Below are 6,594 nucleotides of genomic sequence, written 5' to 3'. Positions count from 1 at the left end.
CGGTCTCGGTGAGACGTCCCCCACCCCCTACCCCTCCCCTGAAGGGGAGGGGCTTCGTTTAGGTCAAAGCTTGCTCACGAAATCCTGGTACGCGGCCTCGTCCATCAGGCTCTCCAGCTCGCTCGCATCGGCGAGCGTCAGCTTGAAGAACCAGCCCTCGCCCTCGGGGTCCTCGTTGACGAGCGCGGGATTGTCGGCGAGCGCGGCATTGCCTTCGATCACCGTGCCGGCGACCGGCGCATAGACGTCCGACGCGGCCTTGACCGATTCGACCACCGCGGCATCGTCGCCCTTGCTGACGGTCTTGCCCTCTTCGGGGGTCTCGACGAACACGATGTCGCCCAGCTGGCCCTGCGCATAGTCGGTGATGCCGACCGTCGCGACCTCGCCGTCGACCTGGATCCACTCATGATCTTCAGTGAAATAACGGCTCATGGGTCAGCTTCCCTTCCTGACATAGCGATGGGACACGAAGGGCATGGCTGCGACCTCCGCGTGATGGACTTTGCCGCGCTGGGCGAGCGTGATGCGCGTGCCGGGCGCGGCGAGCGCGACGGGCACATAGGCCATCGCGATCGGCTTCTGGACCGAGGGCGCGAACCCGCCGCTGGTCACCTTGCCGACCTCGGTGCCCTCGGCATCGACCACCGCGGCACCCTCGCGCACCGGCTGGCGGCCCTCGACGATCAGCCCGACGCGCTTGACGATCGCGGCGCCCTCGCGCTCGGCCATGATCCGGGCGTGGCCGGGAAAGCCGCCTTCCTCACGGCGGCGCTTCGACAGCGCGAAGCCGAGATCGGCGGCGACCGGCGTGGTCTCGAGATCGAGATCGTGACCGTAGAGTGGCAGCCCCGCCTCGAGCCGCAGCGAATCGCGCGCGCCGAGCCCGATCGGCTTGACCTCGGGCTGGGCGCAGAGCGCCTCGGCAAAGGCCTCGGCGGCCTCGCCGGGGAGCGAGATCTCGAAGCCGTCCTCACCGGTATAGCCCGAGCGGCTCACCCACAGCGGGTTGCCCTGCCACTCGAACGCCGCGGCGGTCATGAAAACGAGCGCGGCGACGCCCGGAACGACTCGCTCGAGCGCGATCACCGCCTCGGGGCCCTGCAGCGCGAGCAAAGCCTGCTCGTCGAGATGGCTGATGCCGACCTCGTCGGGCAGCAGCTCGCGGAAAACCCCGATATCGTCCCATTTGCAGGCGCCGTTGACGACCATGTAGAAGTCGCCCGCCTCGGTCTCGAAGCCAGTGCCGGCGGGCAGCCGGGTGACCATCAGATCGTCATGGATGCCGCCATTCTCGGCGAGGAGCAGCGAATAGCGCATCCGCCCCTCGCCCAGCCCCTTGATGTCGCCCGGCAGCAGCGTCTCGAGCTCAGCATCGACGCCCGGGCCGGAGAAGAGCAATTGACCCATATGGCTGACGTCGAACAGCCCGGCATGGTCGCGCGTCCAGAGATGCTCGGCCATGATGCCCTCATATTGGACGGGCATCTCGTAGCCAGCGAACGGGACCATCCGGCCGCCGCGAGCGCGGTGCCAGGCGTCGAGGGGAAGCTGCTGAAGCTCCAGCGTTTCTTCGCCGGTTTCGGTGACGTCTTGGCTCATCAGGGCACTCCGCGCGGGGTATGAACGAGGTACCGAACGCACGGTCGTGCGTCATAGTCCCTCGCCCCCTCTGTCACGGAACCTGAGAGCTTTCCCCCGGACCGCGATCCGGGGTTACCCCTTCGGTGGCCGCCTCCTCGGCGGCGCTTTCCAGAGTGTCACAGCGCGCGCGGTCCCTGGTGCCTGAGAGATTCCGGGGCGGTTGCTCCTTCGGCGGGCAGCCCTTGAAGGACCGCCACTCTCCCGCGCGTGCCTATGCCGGTTGCCCGCCATCGACGCGCGCAGCCTTGGCCGGGGGGGTGATTCGAGTCAATCGCGAAACGCTGCCCTTACCCCACAAGGACTCCCCTCCCTGCAAGGGAGGGGTCGGGGGTGGGTGGCGAGCGCAGCGAGCCTCGCAACGCCGCCGCAAAAGAAAAGGCCGGGCATCGAGCCCGACCTTATTCTCACCCACCCCTAGCCCCTCCCTTGCAGGGAGGGGAATCAGTTTAGCGCGTGACGTTGTACTTCAGCTGGTCCTCGGTCAGCTGGAAGCCGACCAGCGCCTCGAAGGTCGAGGCGAGCACCGCCTGACGGATCGCCGGATCGGCGAGCGGGTCCATCGCCGCGGCCTGGTCGCCCGCCTTGCGGCGCTCGGTCAGCCGCCGGCGCACTTCCTCCGGCAGAGTCGCCGCGGCGCGATCGATATTGGCGCTCCCCTGCCCGCTCGCCTGCGCGCGGAGCTGGCCTTCTGCGAAGCGCACCGTCACCTGGCCGATGCGCTTGGCGGTGACCGCGTTGCCGCCGCGCACCACGGTGATGAAATAGGGCAAGGTCACGTCGCGCGCCGGCCCGGGCTGGTTGCGCCGCGCCAGCACGTCGAAGGTGACGTTGGTCTGGATCTGCGGGCCGGTTTCGTCGCAGGTCGACTGGACGTTGGTGAGCACCGCGGTCACGTCGATCGCGCTCGCCTCGCGGCTGTTCGCCGGGTTGAACAGCGTGACGTCGCCGGTGCCGGCGGGGACGCCGACATGCGGGCAGGCCGAGCGCACCGCGGTGATGCCGCCCTCGGCGATCTCGCCGGTGCGGGAGCAGCCGCCGGCGGCCAGCAGGATCAGGGCGGGGACGGCGAGCTTGGCGAGCGACACGGGCGGTACACCTTTCAGACGGAACAACGGGCCTCGCATCGCGGGGCCCGGAAACGGCGGGCACCATAGGAACCGCCTTTCGCGCGCGCAAGCAATCGCGTAGAGCGCGCCCTGTCATGGACGCGACCCGGAAACCGCCGCTCGAACTGCTCATCGCCGCGCCGCGCGGCTTCTGCGCGGGCGTCGACCGCGCGATCCGCATCGTCGAACTGGCGATCGAGAAATACGGCGCGCCGGTCTATGTGCGCCACGAGATCGTCCACAACAAATATGTCGTCGACAGCCTCAAGGCGAAGGGCGCGATCTTCGTCGAGGAGCTCGACCAGGTACCCGACGACGTGCCGGTGGTGTTCTCGGCGCACGGCGTGCCCAAGGCGGTGCCCGCCAAGGCGACCGAGCGCGGTCTCTCCTATCTCGACGCGACCTGCCCCCTGGTCTCGAAGGTCCACCGCCAGGCCGAGCGGCTGGTCGCGTCCGGGCGGCACATCCTGTTCATCGGCCATGCCGGGCATCCCGAGGTGATCGGTACCTTCGGCCAGGTGCCCGAAGGCGCGATGACGCTGGTCGAGACGGTGGAGGACGCGGAGGCGGTCGCGATCGCCGATCCGGACAATCTGGCGTTCCTCACCCAGACCACGCTCTCGGTCGACGATACCGCGGCCGTGCTCGCGGTGCTCAAGCGCCGTTTCCCCGCGATCCTCGCGCCCGGCGCCGACGACATCTGCTACGCCACTTCGAACCGCCAGAGCGCGGTCAAGGCGCTCGCCGAGCAGGTCGATCTGGTGCTGGTGATCGGCTCGCCCAAATCGTCCAACTCGATGCGCCTCGTCGAAGTCGCGGTGCGGAACGGGACCGAAGCGACGCTGATCCAGCGCGCCGACGACATCGACTTCGCCTGGTTCGAAGGCGTGCGCACGGTCGGGCTCACCGCGGGAGCCTCGGCGCCGGAACTGCTGGTGCGCGAGGTCGTCGAGCGGCTCGGCACGCGCTTCGACGTGGCCGAGCGCGAAGTCGAGACGATCGCCGAGAGCGTCGTCTTCAAGCTTCCCCGCGGCCTGGAAGCGGCATAGTCCTTACCGTCATCCCATCTCCTATCGCTTCCCCAAGCACAACTGCGGTTGTATCCGCGGCCCATCCGGGAGATGGGTCCCCGCTTTCGCGGGGATGACGAAGAGGGGGAGCGGTTGGCGGTCTACACACAGGTCTCGGCCGAGGCGCTTTCGGACTTTCTCGCGAAGTTCGACATGGGCGAGCTCGTCTCGGCCAAGGGCATCGCCGAGGGGGTGGAGAATTCCAACTACCTCGTCGACACCACCAAGAGCCGCTTCATCCTGACGCTGTACGAGAAGCGGGTGTCCGCGGAGGACCTGCCCTTCTTCCTCGCGCTACTCGACCATCTCGCCGATCGCGGCCTGCCCGTCCCTCCGGCGGTGCCCGACCGCACGGGCCGCACCATCCACGAGATCGAGGGGCGCCCCGCCTGCCTGATCCAGTTCCTCTCCGGCGTGTCGGTGTCGCACCCGACGTCGCGCCAGGCGCACGCCGCCGGCGCTGCGATGGGGCGGATGCACGAGGCGCTGCGAGACTTCGCGCCCGAGCGCGCCAATTCGCTCGGCCCCGACGACTGGCGCCCTTTGTTCGAGCGCTGCGGGCGCGCGATGGATTCGATCCGGCCCGGCCTCTACGACCATGTGGACAAGGCTCTGGACAAATTGTTGGCAAGCTGGCCGCGCGACCTGCCGCGCGCTGCGATCCACGCCGATCTGTTTCCCGACAACGTGCTGATGCTCGGCGACCGGGTCACCGGGCTGATCGACTTCTATTTCGCCTGCACCGAGGTGCGGGCCTACGATCTCGCGGTGATGCACGGCGCCTGGGCGTTCGATGCCACCGGCGCGCAGTATGACGACGCGGTCGGGCGCGCGCTGGTCGAGGGCTATGCGGCCAATTTCGCTTTGCTCCCCGAGGAGCGCGCCGCTTTGCCGGTGCTCGCCGAGGGCGCGGCGATCCGCTTCCTGCTCACCCGCGCCTGGGACTGGCTCAACACGCCCGCCGACGCGCTGGTGACGCGGAAGGATCCGCTCGCCTATCTGCGCCGGCTCGATTTCTATGCCGAACAGGGGGCAAGGATCTTCGCGTGACCGAACTCCAGCATGTCGAGATCGCCACCGACGGCGCGTGCAAGGGCAATCCCGGGCGCGGCGGCTGGGGCGCGGTGCTGCGCATGGGCGGCGTCGAGAAGGAATTGTCGGGCGGCGAGCCGCACACGACCAACAATCGCATGGAGCTGATGGCGGCGATCCAGGGGCTGGGTGCGCTCAAGCGCCCGTGCCGCGTGACGCTCTCCACCGACAGCCGCTACGTGATGGACGGCCTGACCAAGTGGATCCACGGCTGGCTCAAGAACGGCTGGAGGACCGCGGACAAGAAGCCGGTCAAGAACGCCGATCTGTGGCAGGAACTGCTCGCCGCCGCCAAGCCGCACCGCGTCGAATGGGTGTGGGTCAAGGGTCACGCCGGCCATCCGGACAATGAGCGCGCGGACAAGCTCGCCAGCGACGCCGCGCTGCGGATGTGAAGCGCGATGAGAACCGCGCTCCGCGGGGATGAATGAGAACTAGAAGCCAAGCGGACATATCGCGGCACTTTGTCGCGAAGGTCGATTTTGCTATTTCGCCCTGTATGCGTTTCTTGCCGCAAATGGTGAAGATCGAAGCCCTGCTAGGCCGCGACCTGGTATCTTGGAGGACTCTTCCCTGTCGGACTTAGCGAATAGCGACACACGGGACTTTTCGCGCCTGCTCCCGCTTGAAGCGGAGTTGGACGCGCGCCTGGTGGATCATCGCACGCAGCAGCAGTTCGCACCCGAGTGGCAGCACGCAGGCGAACGATGGAGCGATGCGGTCTGGGAGTTTGTCGAGAAGGCACCGAATCCGCTAGATGACGCCGTCATCGACGCGACAATCGCGTTCGCCCGGCAGCCAACATTCATCTGCGGGGCGCATCGGAGTGGTACGACGTTGGTCCGGGACCTTCTTGACGGGCACCCTGCACTCTGCGTCCTACCTGCGGAAGCGAGCTATTTCGGCGCGATGGAAAGAAAGGTCGCGTCGCGCACATGGGACCAAAGGCTTTCCTTCGTCGGGCGCGAATGGCTGCGTCGATTGGTCAATCCGATCAATCAGCCGCCTTTTTGGTTGTTGGGACGGAGCACCGAAAGCATATCTCCCTACGCGGACTTCGCGCGCTGCTATGCGAACCATGCGACGCTGCTGCGCGATGCCCTGGTGCCGGCTGCGGACCTCGCGGCGATAGCCTGCGCATTCGCCAAGACGCGTGGGCAGGTCTTCGACGATCTGGCCTGGTGGATCGAGAAAACACCGGGAACCGAGCGCCATTTGCCGAGAATCTGGCAGATGTTCCCACAAGCCAGGGTCATCCATGTCGTGCGAGACCCGAAGGGCGCGGCTGCATCATATCGGGCGTTGTTGCCGCATTCGAATGCCGACGCCGCGTCCATGACAGCAGCGTTTCGCGAAATGATCCGCTCATATCGCATCTGCCGCCACTTCATGCGGGCGGCGCCGGACGATCAATATCTCATAGTGTCATATGACGCCCTCGTCGGGGATCGAGTCGGCACGATGCGGCGGGTGGCGCGCTTTCTCGGGATCGCCGATCACCCCGCGCTCCAGGAACAATCGGTCGCCGGCTTGCCCGCGTCTCCCAACAGCTCTTACGCGGCGCCATTCTCTCGACCCCCGCCTTGGTCCGCATTCGAAAGAGTCTGTCTCGAAGTCGCCCGGATCTATTATCGGAAGGTGGTGCGCGACCTGGCTTGAACCTTCGGGCATCTGGCCGTCAC

At 67.2% G+C, this 6,594-nt stretch carries 7 protein-coding genes and 1 riboswitch; of the genes, 4 read left to right on the top strand and 3 right to left on the bottom strand.

Annotated elements, in window-relative coordinates:
- Positions 1–63: 63 nt before the first annotated feature.
- The 3 genes from gcvH to MT490_RS15560 form a co-directional block, all read right to left on the bottom strand.
- On the bottom strand, positions 64–435 hold the full coding sequence (gene gcvH, locus MT490_RS15570) for a glycine cleavage system protein GcvH (protein ID WP_297389675.1): 372 nt from the start codon (positions 433–435) through the stop codon (positions 64–66).
- A 3-nt stretch (positions 436–438) separates the two neighbouring features.
- Positions 439–1,602: a glycine cleavage system aminomethyltransferase GcvT gene (gene gcvT / locus MT490_RS15565; protein ID WP_297389672.1), complete on the bottom strand. Its 1,164-nt coding sequence runs from the start codon at positions 1,600–1,602 to the stop codon at positions 439–441.
- 160 nt (positions 1,603–1,762) lie between these two features.
- Positions 1,763–1,858, bottom strand: a riboswitch (glycine riboswitch).
- A 232-nt stretch (positions 1,859–2,090) separates the two neighbouring features.
- Positions 2,091–2,729, bottom strand: a complete 639-nt coding sequence (locus MT490_RS15560; protein ID WP_297389669.1) for a hypothetical protein — start codon at positions 2,727–2,729, stop codon at positions 2,091–2,093.
- Between the two features lie 116 nt (positions 2,730–2,845).
- On the opposite strand from MT490_RS15560, the gene ispH reads away from it, so the two are divergent.
- The 4 genes from ispH (at position 2,846) to MT490_RS15540 (ending at position 6,571) form a co-directional block, all read left to right on the top strand.
- Positions 2,846–3,799, top strand: a complete 954-nt coding sequence (ispH, locus tag MT490_RS15555) for a 4-hydroxy-3-methylbut-2-enyl diphosphate reductase (protein WP_297389666.1) — start codon at positions 2,846–2,848, stop codon at positions 3,797–3,799.
- 114 nt (positions 3,800–3,913) lie between these two features.
- Positions 3,914–4,870, top strand: a complete 957-nt coding sequence (gene thrB / locus MT490_RS15550; protein WP_297389663.1) for a homoserine kinase — start codon at positions 3,914–3,916, stop codon at positions 4,868–4,870.
- Positions 4,867–5,307 (top strand): ribonuclease HI, encoded by a 441-nt coding sequence (gene rnhA, locus MT490_RS15545; protein ID WP_297389661.1) that lies wholly within the window; start codon positions 4,867–4,869, stop codon positions 5,305–5,307. Before thrB ends, rnhA begins: the two co-directional genes overlap by 4 nt.
- A gap of 241 nt (positions 5,308–5,548) precedes the next feature.
- On the top strand, positions 5,549–6,571 hold the full coding sequence (locus tag MT490_RS15540; protein ID WP_297389659.1) for a sulfotransferase: 1,023 nt from the start codon (positions 5,549–5,551) through the stop codon (positions 6,569–6,571).
- Positions 6,572–6,594 lie beyond the last annotated feature (23 nt).

This window comes from Sphingomonas sp. (assembly GCF_026460985.1).
GTDB lineage: Bacteria > Pseudomonadota > Alphaproteobacteria > Sphingomonadales > Sphingomonadaceae > Sphingomonas.
The sequence above is the reverse complement of the archived record's forward strand: the minus strand, read 5'-3'. Positions and strand labels throughout refer to the sequence as shown.